At 50.2% G+C, this 21,054-nt stretch carries 17 protein-coding genes; 7 read left to right on the top strand and 10 right to left on the bottom strand.

Translation table 11 applies throughout. From position 1 onward, the window contains the following. The first annotated feature begins 82 nt into the window (after positions 1 to 82). On the top strand, positions 83 to 1,519 hold the full coding sequence (locus ACTHRE_RS08835) for an NAD-dependent succinate-semialdehyde dehydrogenase (protein ID WP_377072685.1): 1,437 nt from the start codon (positions 83 to 85) through the stop codon (positions 1,517 to 1,519). Positions 1,520 to 2,217: 698 nt separating this feature from the next. Here the strand turns inward: ACTHRE_RS08835 and ACTHRE_RS08830 are convergent. Both ACTHRE_RS08830 and ACTHRE_RS08825 read right to left on the bottom strand, forming a co-directional pair. Next, complete coding sequence (locus ACTHRE_RS08830; protein ID WP_377072686.1) at positions 2,218 to 3,204, bottom strand: malate dehydrogenase; 987 nt, start codon at positions 3,202 to 3,204, stop codon at positions 2,218 to 2,220. Between the two features lie 121 nt (positions 3,205 to 3,325). After that, complete coding sequence (locus ACTHRE_RS08825) at positions 3,326 to 4,300, bottom strand: PhoH family protein (protein WP_070590856.1); 975 nt, start codon at positions 4,298 to 4,300, stop codon at positions 3,326 to 3,328. A gap of 102 nt (positions 4,301 to 4,402) precedes the next feature. On the opposite strand from ACTHRE_RS08825, the gene ACTHRE_RS08820 reads away from it, so the two are divergent. The 3 genes from ACTHRE_RS08820 to rlmB all read left to right on the top strand — a co-directional run bounded on the left by ACTHRE_RS08820 (position 4,403) and on the right by rlmB (position 6,230). After that, positions 4,403 to 5,113 (top strand): AzlC family ABC transporter permease, encoded by a 711-nt coding sequence (locus ACTHRE_RS08820; protein ID WP_107791874.1) that lies wholly within the window; start codon positions 4,403 to 4,405, stop codon positions 5,111 to 5,113. Beyond that, positions 5,110 to 5,418, top strand: coding sequence for an AzlD family protein (locus tag ACTHRE_RS08815; RefSeq protein WP_003680717.1), 309 nt, complete (start codon positions 5,110 to 5,112; stop codon positions 5,416 to 5,418). Before ACTHRE_RS08820 ends, ACTHRE_RS08815 begins: the two co-directional genes overlap by 4 nt. Positions 5,419 to 5,480: 62 nt before the next feature. Next, the gene (rlmB, locus tag ACTHRE_RS08810) at positions 5,481 to 6,230 is read left to right on the top strand and encodes a 23S rRNA (guanosine(2251)-2'-O)-methyltransferase RlmB (protein WP_004520319.1); all 750 of its coding nucleotides are present in this window, start codon (positions 5,481 to 5,483) and stop codon (positions 6,228 to 6,230) included. Positions 6,231 to 6,296: 66 nt separating this feature from the next. Here rlmB and ACTHRE_RS08805 read toward each other — a convergent pair whose 3' ends face one another. The 3 genes from ACTHRE_RS08805 to pdxH all read right to left on the bottom strand — a co-directional run bounded on the left by ACTHRE_RS08805 (position 6,297) and on the right by pdxH (position 8,922). Next, positions 6,297 to 6,710 (bottom strand): hypothetical protein, encoded by a 414-nt coding sequence (locus ACTHRE_RS08805; RefSeq protein ID WP_377072689.1) that lies wholly within the window; start codon positions 6,708 to 6,710, stop codon positions 6,297 to 6,299. Positions 6,711 to 7,071: 361 nt separating this feature from the next. Further along, positions 7,072 to 8,130 (bottom strand): pseudouridine synthase, encoded by a 1,059-nt coding sequence (locus ACTHRE_RS08800; protein WP_070461850.1) that lies wholly within the window; start codon positions 8,128 to 8,130, stop codon positions 7,072 to 7,074. Positions 8,131 to 8,289: 159 nt separating this feature from the next. Further along, a complete protein-coding gene (gene pdxH / locus ACTHRE_RS08795) occupies positions 8,290 to 8,922 on the bottom strand; it encodes a pyridoxamine 5'-phosphate oxidase (protein ID WP_440344993.1) in 633 nt (210 codons plus the stop codon). 111 nt (positions 8,923 to 9,033) lie between these two features. Here pdxH and dut point away from each other — a divergent pair, with 111 nt between their 5' ends. The 3 genes from dut (at position 9,034) to guaA (ending at position 11,711) form a co-directional block, all read left to right on the top strand. Then, positions 9,034 to 9,486, top strand: coding sequence for a dUTP diphosphatase (gene dut / locus ACTHRE_RS08790; RefSeq protein WP_003680707.1), 453 nt, complete (start codon positions 9,034 to 9,036; stop codon positions 9,484 to 9,486). A 184-nt stretch (positions 9,487 to 9,670) separates the two neighbouring features. After that, entirely contained in the window at positions 9,671 to 9,997 is a 327-nt protein-coding gene (locus ACTHRE_RS08785) for a hypothetical protein (RefSeq protein WP_039862324.1), read from the top strand. A 148-nt stretch (positions 9,998 to 10,145) separates the two neighbouring features. Next, entirely contained in the window at positions 10,146 to 11,711 is a 1,566-nt protein-coding gene (gene guaA, locus ACTHRE_RS08780) for a glutamine-hydrolyzing GMP synthase (protein ID WP_314512803.1), read from the top strand. A 70-nt stretch (positions 11,712 to 11,781) separates the two neighbouring features. Here the strand turns inward: guaA and gloB are convergent, their stop codons facing one another. The 5 genes from gloB to rep form a co-directional block, all read right to left on the bottom strand. Next, positions 11,782 to 12,531 (bottom strand): hydroxyacylglutathione hydrolase, encoded by a 750-nt coding sequence (gene gloB / locus ACTHRE_RS08775; RefSeq protein WP_314512801.1) that lies wholly within the window; start codon positions 12,529 to 12,531, stop codon positions 11,782 to 11,784. 23 nt (positions 12,532 to 12,554) lie between these two features. After that, positions 12,555 to 13,640 (bottom strand): hypothetical protein, encoded by a 1,086-nt coding sequence (locus ACTHRE_RS08770; RefSeq protein ID WP_314512800.1) that lies wholly within the window; start codon positions 13,638 to 13,640, stop codon positions 12,555 to 12,557. Positions 13,641 to 13,824: 184 nt separating this feature from the next. Beyond that, on the bottom strand, positions 13,825 to 14,643 hold the full coding sequence (locus ACTHRE_RS08765; RefSeq protein ID WP_440344994.1) for an HNH endonuclease: 819 nt from the start codon (positions 14,641 to 14,643) through the stop codon (positions 13,825 to 13,827). A 125-nt stretch (positions 14,644 to 14,768) separates the two neighbouring features. Further along, positions 14,769 to 18,695 carry a phosphoribosylformylglycinamidine synthase gene (gene purL, locus ACTHRE_RS08760; protein ID WP_440344995.1) on the bottom strand — a complete coding sequence of 1,309 codons (3,927 nt, stop codon included), beginning with the start codon at positions 18,693 to 18,695 and terminating at the stop codon, positions 14,769 to 14,771. Between the two features lie 307 nt (positions 18,696 to 19,002). Continuing rightward, a complete protein-coding gene (rep, locus tag ACTHRE_RS08755; RefSeq protein WP_377072700.1) occupies positions 19,003 to 21,003 on the bottom strand; it encodes a DNA helicase Rep in 2,001 nt (666 codons plus the stop codon). Positions 21,004 to 21,054: the final 51 nt, after the last annotated feature.

Below are 21,054 nucleotides of genomic sequence, written 5' to 3'. Positions count from 1 at the left end.
TTTATTTTTTGATTTAGTTGCACTTTGATGGTATGAATATGATAATGAACGTATATCCTCGGTTTTAGAAAGGTCGTTTCTCATGAAAGATTTTGCCCGTTTGCTCAATCATCCCGATATTTCCTTTTCTCCGATTCCAAATGCCATTAAAGTTGATAACCCTGCAACAGGTGAGGCTTTGGCGTTTGTCCGTAAGACTGATTCAGACGGCCTGAAGCTTTTGATTCAAAAGGCGGAGGCGGCACAAAAATTATGGGCGGCAAAAACTGCGTTGGAGCGCGCCGATGTGTTGTGGCGTTGGTATTTTTTAATTAAAGAAAACAAAGAAGAACTGGCGCGTATCATGACGATGGAGCAGGGCAAAAGTCTGACTGAGGCGCGTGGCGAGATTGATTATGCGGCTTCGTTTGTGCGCTGGTTTGCGGAAGAGGCTCGGCGGATTGACGGTGATGTGCTGACGAGTGTGAAAGCGTCGCAAAAACTGGTTGTATTGAAACAACCCGTCGGCGTTACTGCTGCGATTACGCCGTGGAACTTCCCGTCTGCGATGATTGCGCGCAAGGCTGCACCTGCTTTGGCAGTGGGCTGTGCGATGATTGTCAAACCTGCATCGCTCACGCCTTTGAGTGCGTATGCGTTGGCCGTGCTGGCTTATGAATCAGGTATGCCGCAGGATTTGTTGCCTGTTGTCAGCGGTAGTGCTTCGGAAATCAGCCATGAATTTGCCACAAATCCAACTGTGCGCAAAATTAGCTTTACCGGCTCAACCGAAGTCGGCGCAAAAATTTTTGCCGACAGTGCGGCAGACATTAAAAAACTTAGCTTAGAACTGGGCGGCAATGCGCCGTTTATCGTGTTTGACGATGCCGATTTAGACAAAGCCGTCGAAGGTGCGCTCGCCAGCAAGTTCCGTAACAGCGGTCAGACCTGCGTCTGCACCAACCGCGTTTACGCTCAATCCGGCATTTACGAGGAATTTTGTCACAAATTGAGTGAAAAAGTGGCTGCGCTCAAATTGGGCAACGGCTTGGAAGATGATGTAAACCAAGGACCGCTGATTGAGGAAAAAGCGGTGGAGAAAGTAGAGCAGCACATCGCCGACGCATTGGCTAAAGGCGCAAGTTGCCTGACCGGCGGCAAACGCAGCGCGTTGGGTGGAACGTTTTTTGAGCCGACTGTTTTAAGCAGCGTTACGGCGCAAATGGCGGTAGCCCACGAGGAAACCTTCGGGCCTTTGTGTCCGGTGTTCCGTTTTGAAACCGAAGCCGAAGTCATCGAGGCTGCGAACAATACGGAATACGGTTTGGCAGCTTACCTTTTCACCTCCGATACCGCCCGCCAATGGTGCGTCGGCGAAGCCTTGGAATACGGCATGGTCGGTATCAATACGGGCTTAATTAGTAATGAAGTAGCACCGTTTGGCGGCGTAAAACGCAGCGGTTTGGGACGTGAAGGCAGCAAATATGGTGCGGACGAGTATTTAGAATTGAAATATTTGTGCATTGATGTAGCGGAATAAGGCTGCATAGTAAAGACCGTCTGAAATTTGGTTTTCAGACGGCCTTTTTCAAACGCAGAGAAGGTATTGGATAATTTTTATATTGTGAGAGCGAGCTTTATAAAAAAGCAAAACCATAAGAAACAAAGTTGCAAAAAATTTGTCACATGTTTATAAAATTAGTTTGATAACTATTTTTATGTTTTTAATTTCATTATATGTGTATTCCAAATTTCTGGCAGTAGTTTTTCTTTGAGTGATGGCAGCGAAATTTTGGCACATATATCGGCGGCACAATTAGTTATATACACAAATGTGGGCAAGGCGAGATTGGTTCTTTTTGCTCACACGGTGTGGCTCATATCGATAGCGTGGGAACTTTATCTAGGTTACAATTTTTGGGTATGATTTTTATAAAAAAGGTGATGTGAATGTTGAAGAAATTTTTAATCTTGTTTTGCGTAGCTTTCACCGGCGCATGCAGTTCCTTTGATGGAGACGGTTTGACAAATGGCTCATATTCTCAAGGGAAACGGCTTGACCCGAATTGTGATCATTATGCTGTCGGCGGTAGTGGTGGCGGTTGTACACCGTCAGGTCAATGGCATCTTAAAGATAAGCAAGGACAAAGAGTGCCATTCTAGCTTTTAAAAATGATTGTAGAACGGGCATTTAATTATTTAGGCCGTCTGAAATTTGGTTTTCAGACGGCCTTTGTTTTAGAGTAGATCCTGGATGGCTGAACGTTCTTCTTCCAATTCGGCCAGTGTGGCGGCAATACGTTTTTGGCTGAATTCATCCGACAAGTCCAAGCCTTGGACGATGCGGTAGCTGCCTTCGTCACAAATGACGGGGAAGCCGAAAATCAAACCTTCGGGAATGCCGTAGGAGCCATCGGATGGAACGCCCATGGTTATCCATTTACCGCTGCTGCCGAGCAACCAGTCGCGCAGGTGGTAGATGGCGGCATTGGCGGCGGAAGCTGCGGATGATGAACCGCGCGCAGCGATAATGGCGGCACCGCGTTCGGCGATTTTCGGCATGAAGACTTCGGTGTTCCAGTCGGGTTCGGTAATCATGTCTTGGACGGACTCCCCGTTGCTGGTGGCGTAGCGGTAGTCGGCGTACATAGTCGGGCTGTGGTTGCCCCAGACGCACATTTGCTCGATGGAAGTAATCGGGCGGTTGATTTTTTCGGCAATTTGGCTGACTGCGCGGTGGTGGTCGAGACGCATCAGGGCGGTAAAATTTTCCGGCGGGATGTCGGGTGCGGATTTCATGGCGATGTAGGCGTTGGTATTGGCCGGATTGCCGACGACGAGGACTTTAACGTTGCGATGGGCAACTTTGTTCAACGCCGCGCCTTGTACTTTGAAAATTTCGCCATTGGCGTGCAACAAGTCGGCACGCTCCATGCCTTGCGTGCGCGGGCGCGCACCAATCAAGAGGGCGATGTCGGCATCTTTGAAGGCGACTTCGGGGTCGTCTGTGGCGAAGATGTCGGCAAGGAGCGGGAAAGCGCAATCCTGCATTTCCATAATCACTCCGCGCAATGCCTGTTGTGCCTGTGGCAGGTCGAGCAGCTGCAGGATAACGGGTTGGTCGCGTCCGAGCATGATGCCGCCGGCGATACGGAAGAGGGTGGCGTAGGCGATTTGGCCTGCCGCGCCGGTAACGGCGATTCGGACGGGTGGCTTGAGGGACATATTTTTCCTTTTGAAGTCTTTGTTTTACTTGATTTTCGGATTATAGCAGTATTATAGGGAGAATGATGTAGAAAGGCCGTCTGAAATTTGATTTTCAGACGGCCTTGAGTGTTTGAAAAGATTATTCGCCGCTTTTCTTTTCGGCTTGCTCTTCCGCTGCTTCATAGGCTTCGACGATTTTCTGCACCAAAGGATGGCGGACAACGTCTTCGCTGGTGAAGGTGTGGAAATACAGGCCTTCTACATCGCGCAGTTTTTCTCGTGCATCTTTCAAGCCGGATTTGATGTTGCGCGGCAGGTCGATTTGGCTGATGTCGCCGGTAATGACTGCTTTGGCACCAAAGCCGATACGGGTCAGGAACATTTTCATTTGTTCGGGCGTGGTGTTTTGCGCTTCGTCCAAAATGACATATGCGCCATTCAAGGTGCGGCCGCGCATATAGGCCAGCGGCGCAATTTCAATCAAACCTTTTTCCATCAGTTTGGTGACGCGGTCAAAGCCCATCAAGTCATAAAGCGCATCATAAAGCGGGCGCAGGTAGGGATCGACTTTTTGCGCCAAATCGCCCGGCAGGAAGCCTAATTTTTCGCCTGCTTCGACTGCTGGGCGCACCAAAACGATGCGTTCGATTTGGTGTTTTTCCATGGCATCGACTGCAGCGGCAACGGCAAGATAGGTTTTGCCTGTACCGGCTGGGCCTAAGCCGAACACGACATCGTGGTTGAGCAAGGCGCGGATATAGCCGTTTTGGCGCGGGGTGCGGCCGCCGATGCTGCCGCGTTTGGTGCGGAAATAGTATTGTTGGTCGTGGTGTTTTTCTTCGTGTTTTTCATCTGCTGTTTTTGCTTCAACGGCCGCGAGGCTGATGGCGTTGTCGTCCAAGTCGCCTTTTTCTGCGGCTTCGGCAAGCGACAGCAAGGCGCGACGGCCGGCGTGTGCCAGTTCGCCCATGAAGGTGAAATGTTCGAAGCGGCGGCTGATTTGGATATCAAGGGCTTTGCCTAAGGCTTCGAGATTGCTGTCGAGCGCGCCGCACAGGCGTTGCAACACGGTATTGTCAATTTCTTCAAACTGTAGATGGACGGTGTGGGTCATATCGGTTTCCGTAAATAAATCTAATTTTTCCGTATTATACCCTTGTTCAGACGGCCTGCTTTATAATACGTCGCTTCTTTTTAATAAACCGTTTCAATCAAAATGAATCAGACTGCTTCTCCTCAATCGGAATTTCTGCGCGGTATCAAAGAATGTTCCCCCATGCTGATCGGCTTGTTGCCGTGGGCGCTGATTTTGGGCATGCAGGGTGGGCAGAAAGGCATGAGTTGGCTGGAAATGCTGCTGATGACGGGCATGAACTTTGCCGGAGGTTCGGAATTTGCCGCAGTCAATTTGTGGGCAAATCCTTTGCCGATTATGCTGATTGCAACAGTTACGTTTATGATCAATTCGCGCCATATCCTGATGGGGGCGGCGATTGCGCCGTATATGAGGGATATGCCGCTGAAAAAGGCAATGCCCGCGCTGTTTTTTATGTGTGATGAAAGCTGGGCAATGGCGTTTGCTGAAATTCAAAAGCGTAAGGCGGCAGGTTTGCCTGCTTTCAATATGCCGTTTTATGCCGGCGTGTGTTTTATTTTGTATGTAACTTGGATTGGTTTTGCGGCATTTGGCGCGGCAGTCGGCCCGATGTTCGGCGATGTGGCGGCTTGGGGCTTCGGCATGGCGTTTCCTGCGGTGTTTTTGGTGTTGCTGCGCGGGATGTGGAAGAGCTTTGCGGCTTCACGCCCTTGGTTTGTCAGCCTGATTGTGGCGTGCGCAACCTATTTGACCGTGGATGGCGCATGGTATGTTCCGGCCGGAACGTTGTCGGGCTTGTTGGCGGCGTATGTGTGGGGAGAGCAAAAATGAAGGATTTGTTGTCGCTGCAATCGTTTTTGCTGTTTTTAAGTATGTTGGCCGTTACCTATTCAACCCGATTAATCGGCTTTTTTGCATTGCGCAACCGTACGTTGAGCCGTCGCGCGCAAGTGGTTATGGAGGCCGCGCCGGGCTGTGTGTTGATTTCCGTGATTGCGCCTTATTTTGTGTCGGACAAACCGCATGAGCTGATTGCCATTGCTTTGACGGTATTGGCGGCCAGCCGGTTTTCGATGTTGGTGACGGTATTAATCGGCGTTGGCACTTCGGGCATACTCGGTTATTTGATGAAATAAAAAATTTTCAGACGGCCTTACTTGTTATAATGGCCGTCTGAATTTTTTGATAAAGCAAAAACATGGCAAACCAACGACTCATCTATGGCTTTCACGCCGTCAATGCCCGTTTGTGGCAAAACCCGAAATCGATTACCGAACTCTATATCCAAGAGGGCAAATCCGATGCGCGCACCCGCGATGTATTGGATAAAGCGGCCTCTGAAAACGTACGCGTGCATTTTGCTGATGCCGACCGCCTGAATGCCATCAGCAAAGGGGCGCGTCATCAGGGCGTGGTCGGGTTTATCGATGCTTCCAAAAACCATGTTCACTTGGAAGATGTATTGGAAAACCTGAGCGAACCTCCGTTTTTGCTGGTATTGGACGGCATTACCGATCCGCACAACCTCGGCGCGTGCCTGCGTACTGCCGATGCGATGGGCGTGCATGCCGTGATTGCGCCCAAAGACAAAAGCGCCGGCCTGAATGCGACCGTCAGCAAGGTTGCCTGTGGCGCGGCGGAAACCGTGCCGTATATTACCGTAACCAATCTTGCCCGTACTTTGCGTGAGCTGAAAGAATACGGCATTTGGATTGTCGGCACGGACATGGGCGGCGACTCCGACCTTTACCATTGCGACTTGCCCGACAGCGTGGCTTGGGTAATGGGCAACGAAGGCGAAGGCATGCGTCGCCTGACGCGCGAACATTGCGATATGCTGGTATCGATTCCGATGTTTGGCACAGTCGAAAGTATGAACGTTTCCGTCAGCGCAGGCATGGTATTGAGCGAAACCCGCCGTCAACGGGTGTTGAAATCGGAAAAATAAAAAGTTTAAAATAAAAAGTTTAATTAAAAGGCCGTCTGAATGTTTTTCAGATGGCCTTTTAAAATTTTAATGTTTTTCCAAACGTTTGACTTCCGTTTCTTCTAAAACTTCCGCCTCCATCAAAGGAATCGTAACATCGGCATCTGTTGATGGTTTTAAAAGCTCATATACGGTTTTTTTAACGGCTGTTTCAATACGAGAACGCATGGCCCATACAAATAAAAACAATAAGATAAAAAATGAGGTAAAGATAAATAGTCCGTATAGGTAGCTGCCCAAAAGCTGGCCTATATAGAGTGAAAGGCTAAGTAAAACCAAAATGACGGCTACTGCTCCTGTAATGGCGAAGAGTAGGTAGAAAACGCTTGGTGCCGCATATTCAGAAGCCGTTTCTGCCAATTGTTCCTGTTTTTCTCGAACACTGTCGGAAATCGGGTCAATGATGGCTTCACGAAATTTCCGCTTTATAAAATCAAACATAGTTTCCCCTTTTTTATAATGATTAAAGAAATAGCATTATCTTATAAATAAGAAATTTATGCCAAAGCATTTGGAAATTTGGATGTATTGGGAAGTAGTAAATATACCGATTAGTTGAGATGAAGGGATAGGCTATTATTGAGTACAGCCTTGTGAAGGTTGGAGCAGCTCTGCTTATATTTAATAATAAAGTAGAAAAAATATAAATTATTCAAATATTTAAAATAAATGGAATAAATTTGTAATAATATGTTTTGTGCTAAGAGATTTGAGTTTTAATTCTCTTGATTTTTATGACTAAAGCAAGATGTTATAAGGCTGAGACGATTTTGCAAAAGTCTCAGCCCCGATTTATCTTACATTAACTTTTCTTCCGGCGACGTTCGCCAGGCAGCAGCATATCTGCCCATTTGATGATGTTGGCGACTTCTGCCGGATTGAGTTCGTAGAACTGGCCGCGTTTGAGGCGGTTTGGCAGACCGATGGGGCCAAAGCCTACACGGACGAGACGGCTGACGGTCAGGCCTTGGCTTTCAAAAATGCGGCGTACTTCGCGGTTGCGGCCTTCTTTGATGACCACGTTATACCATTTGTTTGCGCCTTCGCCGCCTTGTTCGTAGATGCGTTCGACTTTTGCCAAACCGTCTTCGAGCATCACGCCTTCTTCGGTTAGGACGCGCATTTGTTCGGTGGTCAACTCGCCCAATACGCGTACGGCGTATTCGCGTTCGACTTCAAAGCTGGGGTGGGCAAAGCGTTGAACGAGTTCGCCTGAAGTGGTCAGGATCAAAAGGCCGCTGGTATTGATGTCCAACCGGCCGATGGCTACCCAGCGGCTGCTGGCTGCTTGCGGCAGGCGGTCGAAAATGCTGACGCGGCCTTGCGGGTCGTCGCGGGAAACGATTTCGCCTTCTTGTTTGTAGTAGAGGATGATGCGCGGCAGGCGGTCTGCCCATTTGAGTTTGATGATGCTGCCTTTGACGGTAACATGATCGTCGGGCGTAACTTTTTCACCCAGTTGGGCTACACGGCCGTTGACCGTTACCCAGCCGTTGCTGATCCATTCTTCCATTTCGCGGCGTGAGCCGACGCCGGAAGCAGCCAGGACTTTTTGCAGGCGCTCGGGTTCGAAGCGGGAAAGGTCGCTGCGGCGTTCTTTCAAATCGCGGGCGTGCTCCATGATTTTTTGGTTGGGGTTGCGGACAACCAGTTTTTTGGCTTTGGCAGCACGTTGTTTAGGCGCGGTATTTTGAGCTTTAGGGCCGTCTGAAACTTTTTGGCCGTAAGGTTTGCCTGATGTTTTTCGCTCGTTGTCGGGACGTTTTTTATTGGCAAAGGATTTGGCCGGTTTGGAGGGTTTTTGGGCGGTAGATGATACGCCGTCGCGCCATTGGCGTTTGCTGGAAGGCTGTTTGGACATGATTTTTCCTAACTCGCTTGAAAAAGCGGTTCTTCTGCGGCGGTTGCGGCAGGGGTTGGATTGGGGGAAAAGGCCGTCTGAAAATCAGATTCAGACGGCCTGCCGATGAAAGGCTGTATTGTAACTCAACCAGTAAATTTTTGTTTGAAAATCCGAAAATTATGGTGAAAGGCGTTCGCGTATCCAGTTGCCGTCAACCAGGCGGTATTGGATGCGGTCGTGCAGGCGGCTGGGGCGGCCTTGCCAGAATTCGATGCGGTCGGGAATAACGAGGTATCCGCCCCAATGCGGCGGGCGGGGAACATGCAGGGGATGTTTGACACCGACGGCTGCGGCTTTGGCCACTAAAACGGCTTTGCTGGAAATCACTTCGCTTTGTTCGCTTGCCCATGCGCCGATACGGCTGGTGTAGGGGCGGCTTTCAAAATATTCGTCCGAAGCGGCGGCGTCGAGTTTTTCGATGCGTCCTTCAATGCGCACTTGGCGTTCGAGTTCCGGCCAGAAAAAAGTCATGGCGGCAAAAGGGTGTGTCGTATAGGAGCGTCCTTTACGGCTGTGGTAATTGGTAAAGAAAACAAAGCCTTTGGGGTTGACTTCTTTCAGCAGTACCATGCGGCTGTTGGGCCTGCCGTCTTCGCCTACGGCGGCAACATTGACCGCTGTCGGCTCGTTGACTTCGGCGTGAATCGCTTCGTTCAGCCATTGCTCGAATTGGACAATCGGGTCGGCGTGGCATTCGGCTTCCGACAGCTCGCGTTTGCTGTAATCTTCGCGGATATTGTGCAGATCCATGATTTTTCTCCTTAGGTTTGACTGAATCATACCCCGTTTTTTCAGACGGCCTCAAGGGCATTTGTGTATAATCGTAGCCCTTTCCAATATAGAACAATACGGAGTCCTGTCATGCAAACCGAAGTCGAACTGAAAATCTTAAATCCGAAAATGGCCGATTCCCTGCCTGCTTATGCAACGCCCGGTTCTGCCGGTTTGGATTTGCGTGCCTGCTTGGATGAGGCTGTTGTATTGCAGCCGGGCGATGTATATCTCGTGCCGACCGGTTTGGCGGTGCATTTGGCCAACCCTGCTTACGCAGCCGTTTTGTTGCCGCGTTCCGGCTTGGGTCATAAACACGGTATTGTTTTGGGCAATTTGGTCGGTTTGATTGACTCGGATTATCAAGGCGAATTGAAGGTTTCTTTGTGGAACCGTGGTAAAGAAGCGTTTACCATCGAGCCGATGGAGCGTATCGCGCAAATGGTGATTGTGCCGGTTGTCCAAGCCGCGTTTAAGGTTGTGGACGAGTTTGCCGCCAGCGAGCGCGGTGAAGGCGGATTCGGCAGCACGGGTAAAGCCTGATGATTTGAAAGGTCGTCTGTAACAGGATAAATTGAAATTCGATTTCGGTTTGCCGTTGTTCAAACGGCCTTTTTGTTGGGTTAACCTTTGCATAATCACACACAAGATTGCATTTTTATATCTTGCCTGCATGGCCGGCGCACCCAATAATACAGGCCGTCTGAAACCTTTACGGAGTGTTGTTATGTCCCGTCCCTCACTTTTTCTGCCTTTGTTTTTGATTATCTTTGGTGCGATTTGGTTTTTACGTGCTACGGATATTTTGCCTGCGACATCGACCATGATTGCCGGCGCATTAATTATTTTGGGCTTTGCCGTGTTGATTATGGACGGCATCAACAAACAGTCCATCGTTTCCGGCCCGATGCTGGTTTATATCGGTACAGCCATTTATCTGCACATGAGCTACTGGATTTACCTCTCGCCGTTGCTGGCCATCGGCATGGTTGTGTTGGGTTGCCTGCTGTTGCTCTCGCGCAGCGATATGATTCCTGAGAAACACACAAAATAGAAAGATGAGAGATTTGGGTTTTGCCCTATAAAGGCCGTCTGAACAATGGTATAATCCGCCGATTCAGACGGCCTTTTTTATTGTGGTTTAAATTTAAAATTTGCCCTTACGGCCGCACCGTTTTCTTACATTTTGCAAAGTTTCCGCCATGACCCAAGACAAAATCCTTATTCTCGACTTCGGTTCGCAAGTTACCCAGCTGATCGCCCGCCGCGTGCGCGAAGCCCATGTTTACTGCGAATTGCATTCTTTCGACATGCCTTTGGAAGAAATCAAAGCCTTCAATCCGAAAGGCATCATCCTCTCCGGCGGCCCTAATTCCGTTTACGAATCCGATTATCAAGCCGATACCGGCATCTTCGATTTGGGTATTCCGGTTTTGGGCATCTGCTACGGCATGCAATTTATGGCGCACCACTTGGGCGGCGAAGTTAGCCCGGGCAACCAACGCGAATTCGGTTATGCGCAAGTGAAAACCATCGACAGCGAGCTGACACGCGGCATTCAAGACGATGCGCCTAATACGCTCGACGTATGGATGAGCCATGGCGATAAAGTTTCCAAACTGCCTACCGGCTTCTCTGTCATCGGCGATACGCCGTCTTGCCCGATTGCCATGATGGAAAATGCTGAGAAACAATTCTACGGTATCCAATTCCACCCTGAAGTGACCCACACCAAACAAGGCCGCGCGTTGTTGAACCGCTTTGTCTTGGATATTTGCGGCGCACAACCAAGCTGGACCATGCCGAACTACATCGAAGAAGCCGTTGCCAAAATCCGCGAACAAGTCGGCAGCGACGAAGTGATTTTGGGTTTGTCCGGCGGCGTGGACTCTTCCGTAGCGGCCGCACTGATTCACCGCGCCATCGGTGACCAACTGACCTGCGTGTTTGTTGACCACGGTCTGTTGCGTTTGAACGAAGGTAAAATGGTGATGGATATGTTTGCCCGCAACTTGGGCGTACGCGTGATTCACGTTGATGCCGAAGAGCAGTTTTTGGAGAAACTTGCCGGCGTGACCGATCCGGAGAAAAAACGCAAAATCATCGGTGCGGAATTCATCGAAGTATTTGATGCCGAAGAGAAAAAACTTACCAACGCCAAATGGTTGGCGCAAGGTACGATTTACCCTGACGTAATCGAATCCGCAGGCGCGAAAACCAAAAAAGCCCACGCTATTAAATCACACCACAACGTCGGCGGCCTGCCTGAAAACATGAAGCTCAAATTGCTTGAGCCTTTGCGCGACTTGTTCAAAGACGAAGTACGCGAACTGGGCGTCGCTTTGGGCCTGCCGCGCGAAATGGTGTACCGTCATCCGTTCCCGGGCCCGGGTTTGGGTGTGCGTATCTTGGGTGAAGTGAAAAAAGAATACGCCGACTTGCTCCGTCAAGCAGACGATATTTTTATTCAAGAATTGCGCAATACTACCGACGAAAACGGTACATCTTGGTACGACCTGACCAGCCAAGCCTTTGCCGTATTCCTGCCTGTGAAATCCGTCGGCGTGATGGGCGACGGCCGTACTTACGATTACGTCGTAGCTTTGCGTGCCGTGATTACCAGCGATTTTATGACTGCGCACTGGGCAGAGCTGCCATACTCGCTGCTTGGCCGCGTGTCCAACCGCATCATCAACGAAGTCAAAGGCATCAACCGCGTGGTTTATGATGTCAGCGGCAAACCGCCTGCCACGATTGAATGGGAATAATCCCTAAATAATAAAGGCCGTCTGAACAGATATTGTTCAGACGGCCTTATTCTTTAGGAACTAAGCCCAATTAAAATTGATTTTTTAATTCACGCAAAGCAGCGAAGACTTCGAGTTCGCTGTTTAATTTTTGTCCGCTCAATTCTTCGGCGCGTGCCTGAACTTGGGGCAGGTGTATGCGGAAAAACGGATTGACTTTGCGTTCGTGCGCAAGGCTGACAGGCAGTGTCGGCGTGTGTTCGGCTGAGGCCAAGGCCGTCTGAATGTCGGCGTTGTCCGGCTCGATATGCTGGGCAAAGCGTAGATTGGAGGCGGTATATTCGTGCGCCGGATAAAACAGCGTTTCTTCGGGCAGCTGGTTGAATCGGTGGAAACTGTCGTAAAGCTGCTCGATTGTGCCAGTAAATACGCGGCCGCAACCGGCGGAGAACAAGGTATCGCCGCAGAAAACGTGCAGGCCGTCTGAATTTTCCAACAGATAGCTGATGTGGCGGTCGGTATGGCCGGGGGTTGCCCAAACGGTAACCAAGCCTTCGCCAAACGGGAACTGCGTACCTGCGGTGACGGTATGCGTCGCTACGTCGATGTCGCTTTCGCCATAGATTGGGGATTCCAAAAAGCCGTGGAACAGGCTTTTTGCGCCGCCGGTATGGTCGGGGTGCGGATGGGTAATCCATGTTTGCGCCAGCATCAGGCGGTTGTGGACGAGGAATTTCAAAACGGGCGTGGCATCGGACGGATCGACGCAGGCGGCATGGTTGCCTTCTTGAATCATCCAGATGTAGTTGTCGTTTAGGGCTTGGATTGGCGTGATTTTCATATGCTTTCTTCTGGTTTGGGGTTTCAGACGGCCTCTAGATAATCTTTGATATTCGGGCTTTGGCCGAACACGGCTTCATGGGCTTGATGGATGCACAGTCGGTTGAATAGCAATCTTTGGGTTTGATCGCCATCGATAATCCGCACTTGGCCTTGCAGTTTGGGCGCGTCGTGATGAAAGGTGTTTTTAAACGCGTGCCAACGGTCGGTTTGCAGATGGACGATGGCAAACATATCATGCGAGATATTAACGCCGACACTGAATAGCTTGGCCGAGGCTTGCAGGCAGAAACTGCTGTCGCCAAACAGGCAAAGCCCTGTGTTTTCCGGATAGCGGAACAATTCGATTTTCACGGCTTCGGGTTCGGCAAAGATGTTGCAAAACAACCGTTCAAACAACGACGGTTGCGCCACGCCTTCGCTCAACATACCGTAAAGCCCACCCAGCCAATCGACATAGCCGAGAAAAGTGAAACGGTAGTCCTGCATAATGGCTTCGATGCGCTTGGGATCGCGTTTGCTGATCAAGCGGACAAATTCAAAACCGACTTCCGGCAGCCGCGCCCGAAGTGTTTGATGTAGGCGGTGGGCAAACAGGTTTTTATGGTTGTGCGGATTGCGCAGAATACCGAGGAATTTCAGCCGCAATATCCGCCACAAAGCATCCGGTACTTTGGCAGTATTGGCATTTACCGTAGTTGTTTTCAGACGGCCTGCAGGTAAGGTGCGCAGGTGGTTGCAGGCCTCTTCGTAGCCGCTTTCATGACGGTTGAACCAGCTTTCCAGATTGTATTGGTTGGCGGAGTCTTCGACAAAGGTCAGCGTATAGAGGTTTTTCGCCGCCAAGTTTCCGATGATGTTGACGCTTATCGCTTCGCTGCGGTTTTGTTCTTTGCCGCGGGCTTTTTCGCCAGTATGGAACATAGACAGCGGCAGGCGGTAAACGTTTTGGTTTTGCGGGCTGACCTGCGGATTATGCGAATGCTGCCGCTGCTCGGTTTGGGCGATGAAGTGGTGTTCCTTCGTCGGATTTGCGGTCAACAGGGCGTAAGGCTTTTCTCCACATTCGGAAAATTCGCAATCGCTGAGGATAAAGGCTTGTCGGGTCATAATGTCGGGAAAGGCCGTCTGAATATGTCGATTATAGTTTAAAAGTGGGAATTATACAGAAGGACGGCGACGGGTTTGGTCTTTATACGCAAAAGGACGCAAAAAGGTCGTCTGAAAACGGATATAGCGAGGTTCGCTAAATCGTTTTCAGACAACCTTAAATCAACGGACTGTTCAACACTATTTATTCTTCTTTTTGGAAAACATGGTTGCGGTGATACTCGAAATATTTTTCGCTTTCAGGTTCGATTTTTAATTTCATATCGCGAGAAATTCCAAGCCGCTCTTGATTTTCCGGATCGATTGTCGGGTGGATTTTTATCGTCCCGTCGGTATCAAACGTAATCAGTCCTTTATCAAATAATGCGTCAATATTGGGTGCGAGCATCAGACCATTGAAGGGATCTAAACGTTCGTTATTATTGCACACACTCCAAGGTTTGATATGGCTGGCAATGAGTAAAGGCTCGATATCTAGACCGGTCAACGGGCAGCTTGGATATAGTTTGAGTAGGTCTTGTCGGAATTGATCTTGCCCTCTGCGGACTTTTATTAAGATTTTTAGTTCGGTTTGCTTTTCTGTGCTAGTTTCGGAGGCTAAACGGTTTTTGAGTTCAGCTATATTTTTTCCTAAGTGTGGGATAGAGTTCGTGTAAAAATTTTGCTCTTCAGTCAGCCAAGCTGTCTTTTCTTCGTCTAATTCCTTTTTAAAACAAGTTTTACATCTGTTTTCTCTATCGTATTCACTCCAACTCCACTCACTGAGTTTCTTACGGGAGTTGGAACAAACTTTAAAATAATCTGAATCGTTTGTCGTCCAATTTTTGTCTTTTCGTTCAGTAGGAAAGCTGTTACAGCCACCACTAGCTTTGTGTAACATAGGGTATATGGATTGGGTTCCACCTTTGTCTATGTTTAGTATAAAACCATTTTTATTGTTCTTAAGCCAGTCAATATAAGCTCCATCATCTGGCATATCTTTAAAAATTTTTATATCAGACATAAGTTTCTCCAAATTGTTTTCCATAATTTCTATGAAGTTGTTTATTTTCAAAAAGGTCGTCTGAAAACCTCAAATTAAGGTTTTCAGACGACCTTTTCTTGCCAATCAGTCAATCAGGGCACGATTTAGCCCAAAGCCTTCCTTGCTCCGGCGAAGAGGCGGTACCAGCCGGAGAGTTCCGTCCAGCCTTCCGGTTTCCAGCTCATTTGTGCGGCGCGGTACACGCGTTCCGGATGCGGCATCATGATGGTAACGCGGCCGTCGGCGTTGGTCACACCGGCGATGCCTTGTGGCGAGCCGTTGGGATTGAGCGGATAAGTTTGGGTCACTTGGTTTTGACCGTCCACATATTGCAGCGCAATGCCCAAATCGGCAGAAATGTTGCCGCCGTGAAGCGCGAAGTCAGCGCGGCCTTCGCCGTGGCTGACCACGACAGGCAGGCTGGAGCCTTGCATTTCGTTCAGAATCAGCGATGCGGATTTTGGAACATGAACCATACTCAGGCGCGCTTCAAACTGTTCGCTCAAGTTGCGTTTGAACTTCGGCCATGTTTCTGCGCCCGGGATAATCTCGGCAAGGTTGCTGACCATTTGACAGCCGTTGCACACGCCCAATGTCAGCGTGTTCGGGTCGGCGAAGAAGGCGGCAAATTGGTCGCGCAGAGCAGGGTGGAACAGGATGGATTTCGCCCAGCCTTCGCCTGCGCCGAGTACGTCGCCGTAGCTGAAGCCGCCGCACGCCGCCAGCATTTTGAAGTCGGCAAGGTGGACGCGGCCTGCCATCAGGTCGGACATATGCACGTCGTAAGCATCGAATCCGGCGCGGGTGAAGGCGGCGGCCATTTCGATTTGTCCGTTCACGCCCTGTTCGCGCAGGATGGCGATTTTGGGTTTCGCGCCGCTGTTGACGAAAGGCGCGGCGATGTCTTCGTTCACGTCGAACTTCACGTCGGCAAACAATGCGCTGCGGTCGTTGTCGTCAATCAGGGCAAACTCACTGTCGGCGCAGGCAGGGTTGTCGCGCAGACGTTGAATGGCGTGGCTGGTTTCCTGCCATGCGCGTTGCAGGTCGGTAAGGGATTGATTGAAAAATTCTTCTCCTGCATTGATGACCATATGGCCGCTGTCGGCAAACTCTCCCAAATGGTGCAGCGTGAGATTCAGTTTCTCGCACAAATTGAAAATATATTCGTGGTCGGCAGCGTGAACAGCAATAACGGCTCCTAATTCTTCGTTAAACAGGGTAGTTAGGACAAATTTTTGCCATTCTTGAGACGAGTAATACTCGTTTTGAACGTTAATATTTTTACTTACCATTGTCAGCAGGTCGAGATTCATGCCACGGCGAGAAGCAAATGCCATTTCTGCCAGAGTCACAAACAAACCGCCGTCGCTGCGGTCGTGGTAGGCCAGCAACTTATCTTCTTGAACGAGTTGCTGAATTAACTGATAAAACGCTTTCAGATGGCCTGCATCAATATCAGGTGCTTCGCCGCCGCTTCGGTTATACACTTGAGCCAGTGCAGACCCACCCATACGGCACTTGTTGTTGCCTAAGTCAATCATCAGCAGAATAGCGAATGAATTGGCATTGTCTTTTAATACGGGCGTAACGGTTTTGCGTACGTCTTGAACTGGCGCGAACGCGGAGATAATCAGGCTCAACGGCGAGACGACAGATTTTTTCTCTTCGCCGTCCTGCCACACGGTTTTCATTGACAGGCTGTCTTTGCCTACGGGGATGCTCAGATCCAATGCCTGACAGGCTTGGGAGACGGCTTCGACGGTGCGGTAAAGTTTTTCGTCTTCGCCTTCGTTGCCGCATGCCGCCATCCAGTTGGCGGAGAGTTTGATATTGCCGATGTCGCCGATGTTGACTGCCGCGATGTTGGTGATGGCTTCGCCGACGCACATTCTGCCCGAAGCAGGCGCGTCAAACAGGGCGACAGTCGGTTTTTCTCCCATAGACATCGCTTCGCCACGATAGGTATTGAAGCCCATCATGGTAACGGCGCAGTCGGCTACGGGGGTTTGGTATTTGCCGACCATTTGGTCGCGGTGGGTCATGCCGCCGACACTGCGGTCGCCGATGGTAATCAGGAAGTTCTTGGCGGCTACTGTAGGCAGACGCAGAACACGGTAGGCGGCTTCGGTAATGTCGATATCGCCGGCGTTAAACGGTTTTTCAGATGGCGTAACTGTTTTGTCGGTACGCGTGGTTTTAGGCGGTTTGCCAAGCAAAACGTTCAGCGGCAAATCGACAGGGTTGTTGGAGAACAAGTCGTCGCGTACTTTCAAATGGCCGTCGTCGGTTGCTGTACCGACTACGGCAAATGGGCAGCGTTCGCGTTCGCAGATGGCGCGGAAGGTCTCCAAATCTTTTTCCAAAATCGACAACACATAACGTTCTTGCGATTCGTTGCACCAGATTTGCAGCGGGTTGAGTCCGTGTTCTTCCAGCGGCACTTCGCGCAGTTTGAATACCGCGCCGCGACCGGCATCGTTGACGAGTTCAGGGAAGGCGTTGGACAAGCCACCTGCGCCGACATCGTGGATGGAGATAATCGGGTTTTGGTCGCCAAGCTGCCAGCAACGGTCGATGACTTCTTGCGCGCGGCGTTCGATTTCGGGGTTGCCGCGTTGTACGGAGTTGAAGTCCAAAGATGCGTCGTTTGTGCCGGTGTTCATGGAAGAAGCCGCGCCGCCGCCCAAGCCGATAAGCATGCCCGGGCCGCCCAGTTGGATCAGCAATGCGCCTTCGGGAATTTCGTCTTTGTGTGTCTGCTGCGCCTGAATGCTACCCAAACCGCCGGCGATCATAATCGGTTTGTGATAGCCTCGGACCTGACCGTCAAATTTTTCTTCAAAGGTACGGAAGTAGCCCAAGAGATTTGGACGGCCGAATTCGTTGTTAAACGCCGCGCCGCCGATCGGGCCTTCAATCATGATGTCTAAAGGGGAAGCAATATGGCCGGGTTTGCCGTAGGCTTGTTCCCAAGGCTGCTCCAAGCCAGGGATATTCAGGTTGGAAACAGTAAAGCCGGTCAAGCCTGCTTTCGGACGCGAACCTTTGCCTGTAGCGCCTTCATCACGGATTTCACCGCCCGCGCCCGTTGCCGCGCCTGCAAACGGCGCGATGGCGGTCGGATGGTTGTGTGTTTCCACTTTCATGATGATATGGGTGTCTTCTTCGTGGAAACGGTAGCCTTGGTTTTCTGCCGCATTTGGATAGAAACGCTCGACTTTTGCGCCTTCGATCACAGACGAATTGTCTTTATAGGCAACGACTGTGCCTTCGGGATGCGCGTTGTGCGTGTCGCGAATCATGCCGAAAAGGGATTTCGGTTGTTTTTCGCCATTGAGGATGAAGTCGGCGTTGAAGATTTTGTGGCGGCAGTGCTCGCTGTTTGCCTGAGCGAACATCATTAATTCAACATCGGACGGATTGCGGTTTAAAGCCTGATAGTTTTCAACCAGATAATCGATTTCATCGGCCGAAAGCGCCAAGCCCATTTCGGTATTGGCTTTGACCAATGCTTCTTTACCGCCGCCCAATACATCTACGCTGGAGAAGGTTTCCGATTGGATGTGGTGGAACAGTTGCGCCGCTGCATCGATGTCGGTCAACACGCTTTCGGTCATGCGGTCGTGCAACAGGGCTGCCCATTGTTGTTTTTGTCCGTCGGTAAGCGCACCTTCCAACCATACGGCCATGCCGCGTTCAATACGCTCAATACCTTCCAAACCGCAGTTTTCTGCGATATTGGTTGCTTTGGAAGCCCAAGGCGAAATGGTGCCCAAACGGGGCGTTACCAAAAATAAATGCAAGCCCTCGCGCGCTTTGGGCGTTTGTTCAACGCTTTGCGCTGCCAGTAAGGCTTGCAGTTTTTCGACTGTCGCGGCATCAAGTGTTTTTTCGCTACCGACAAAATACCAAAATTCGCTGCTTAATTTGACTTCGGGCAGGCCGAGGGCGGCTGCTTTTTGGAAGAGTTTTTCAACACGGAAATCGGAAAGGGCGGTTACACCGCGCAAGGGCAGAACAACAGACATGGATTCAGCTCACAAAATGCAGTTGGGGAATCCATTATTATACCTGAAAAATGCAATTTTGCTTGTGAATTTATACTTCAAGTGTTGACAATTTTTGCTTGTAAATTGAAGGGGAATGAGGCGATCGTGTTACCTGCTTTTTTTATTTTGTACCTGATTATTCGATTATTTTTGTTTATTTTTGAAGAATCGGGAGGAATGGGGACGGATAGGCGTAAAGGTATAAAGTAAAAATTATTTGATTGTTGACTTTGACATTTTGCTGACAATAAGGCCGTCTGAAACCTTACTTTCAGACGGCCTTGCTTTATCCTTTTCTTTTATTTCCCAGCATATCCAGCAAACCCGCCAGATTACTTTTTCCTTCTTCCTTGCTCACAATCGGCTCGCCGCCTTTGCGGCCTAGGATTTTGATGTCTTCCTGCGGCATTTCGTCTATGAAGCGGCTCGGCTCGGGGAACTGCCATGTGCCTTGCTTTTTGCGTTTGAGGCAGTGGGTCAGTGTAAGTTGGCGTTTGGCACGGGTAATGCCGACGTACATCAGACGGCGTTCTTCTTCGACATTGTCTTCTTCGATGCTGTCATTATGCGGCAAGATGCCTTCTTCGCAACCGACAAGGAAAACGTAGGGGTATTCCAAACCTTTGGAAGCGTGCAGGGTGGAGAGTTTGACGGCATCGATTTCTTCTTCGCTTTTGCCCTCCAAAAGTGTCATCAGGGCAATGGTTTGGGCGAGTTCGATGATGTTTTTACCGTCTTGCTCGCCTTTGCGTTCCAGCCAACCGGTCAGGTCGGTAACGTTGCGCCATTTGATTTCGCCTGCTTTGCCTTCCTCATTGGCTAGCAAGTGGTTTTCGTAGTCGATTTCTCTCAGCAGGTTATGGATAAGCTCGCCTGCTTCGCTGGTTTCGGCTTTGGCGCGGTAGCTTTCAATCATATCCATGAAGGCTTGCAGGTGTTGGCGGTTGGTATGGTTCAACAGGGCAAGTGCTTCTTCGGTTTGCGCGGCTTCATACAGGCTGCATTCGTGTTCGTGCGCGTAGGTGTTGAGTTTGCCCAGTGTCACGTCGCCAATGCCGCGTTTGGGCGTGGTTACGGCGCGAAGGAAGGCGGGATCGTCGTTGGGATTGGCAAGCAGGCGCAAATAGGACAAGACGTCTTTGATTTCGGCTTTATCAAAAAAACTTTGTCCGCCGGAGAGTTGGTAGGGAACGCGCGCGCTGCGTAAGGCTTCTTCGAAAATCCGCGCCTGATGGTTGCCGCGGTATAACACGGCAAAATCGGCGTATTGGGTTTTGTCGCCGCCGACCAGCTTCTGCTTGACGATTTGGCTGACAACCCAGTCGGCTTCATGCTGCTCGCTTTGACAGGCAACGACTTTGACGATTTCGCCTTCGCCGAACTGCGACCAAAGTTTTTTGGTAAAGAGTTTGGGGTTGTTTTCGATGACTTTGTTGGCGATTTTGAGAATCCGCGCGGTGGAGCGGTAGTTTTGCTCCAGCTTGATAACCTTCATCTGCGGATAGTCTTCCTGCATTTTACGCAGGTTTTCCATGTTCGCGCCGCGCCATGCGTAGATGGATTGGTCGTCATCGCCGACGGCGGTAAACATGCCTTCCGCACCGGTCAGAAGCTTCATTAGGGTGAATTGGCAGGTATTGGTGTCCTGACATTCGTCAACCAACAGATAACGCAGCCGCCGCTGCCATTTGTTGCGCACTTCGCTGTTTTGCTGCAACAGTACGGCGGGCAGGCGGATTAAGTCGTCGAAGTCTACTGCCTGATAGCTTTGCAGGGTTTCCTGATAGCTCGCATACACGCGCGCTGTTTGTTGTTCCCACACGTTAGAGGCCGTCTTAACTACCTCTTCAGGCGTTTTTAGATCGTTTTTCCAAAGGGAAATTTGGTGTTGCGCTTTGAATATGGCTTCTTTGCCCGTACCGCCCAAGAGTTCGCCGATAATTTTCGCGCTGTCAGTGGAATCGAGGATGGAAAAATTTTTTTTGTAACCGATATGGTTCGCCTCTTCGCGCAGAATCTTCATGCCCAAAGAGTGGAACGTGCAAATCGTCAGCCCTCGCGTTTGCGATTTAGGCAGCATTTTGGCGACGCGCTCCTGCATTTCCGTAGCGGCTTTATTGGTGAAGGTAATCGCGGCAACGGTATGCGGCAGATAGCCGACATTGACAATCAAATGCTTGATTTTTTGCGTAATCACGCCGGTTTTGCCGCTGCCTGCGCCGGCAAGGACGAGCAGGGGGCCGCCTAGATATTTGACCGCGGCTTGCTGTTGGGGGTTGAGTTTCATTGAAGGGGAAGACGGGTAATGTGGGGAGCAATTATACAACAAGGCCGTCTG

The sequence above is a fragment of the Neisseria sp. P0001.S007 genome (genome assembly GCF_051963655.1).
Classification (GTDB): domain Bacteria; phylum Pseudomonadota; class Gammaproteobacteria; order Burkholderiales; family Neisseriaceae; genus Neisseria; species Neisseria subflava_A.
This window is presented reverse-complemented; position numbering and strand designations above follow the sequence as displayed.